The organism is Vibrio sp. M260112 (assembly GCF_036533775.1).
In the GTDB taxonomy this organism is placed as follows: Bacteria; Pseudomonadota; Gammaproteobacteria; order Enterobacterales; family Vibrionaceae; genus Vibrio.
The window spans coordinates 1-695 of sequence record NZ_JATABH010000176.1; the positions used below are offsets into that span (position 1 = coordinate 1).

The window sequence follows — 695 nt, forward strand, 5'->3', positions numbered from 1 at the left end:
GCTGGCTAGATTCATAGTGTTCAAACAGGGTTCGCCATTCTTGGTTAGTGCGTCGTTTGGCCATTTCAAATCTCCTTTGGGTTGGAGATTTGATCTTATTATTCGGGCTAGACGATTAGAATGCGGGGTTTATGACGCGCTTACTTTGTTTTTTACTGGAACCAATAAAGGGGCGGAAAAAAGCCAGCTACAAAAGCCAGCTACGTGTTTCATGCCCCGCTAGCACGCTTCTGGACAAAAGTGTTTCAGGGGCTTTTCTCAATTAGCCAGATACGGATAACTTTTGGTATCCCAAAACGCAATCAGGCACCGCCGAACGCAGTGCCTGAGATGGAAGAAAGTGGACATAACCTTGCACGGTCTAAGTTAAACCCATTTACCAAAACTTACTAATTATGCAATTAAGTCAGCGATCTATTATATGAGTGTCTGACTCAGCTTCCCAACTTCATCATTTAATTCCACCTTTGCTACAGCACCATTGATAAGCGTAAGATTCGGTGGAACGTGACCAATATCTAAATCATACATGACAGGGATTCCAATGTTCACTAGGCTACTTTCTATAGCTTCATGATATTTGAGAGCTTGCTCATTGCTTGGGTCAGGGGCAGCATTCCTGCCCAAAACTAAACCATTAATATGCTTGAACACCCCCCTAAATTTCATGCTTAATAATGTTCGGGCAATATCTG

1 pseudogene is annotated in these 695 nt (G+C 42.9%); it reads right to left on the reverse strand.

What is annotated here, in order from left to right:
* Positions 1–417: 417 nt before the first annotated feature.
* Positions 418–695: pseudogene (locus tag QTN95_RS20905) on the reverse strand (S66 family peptidase); the annotation flags it as partial.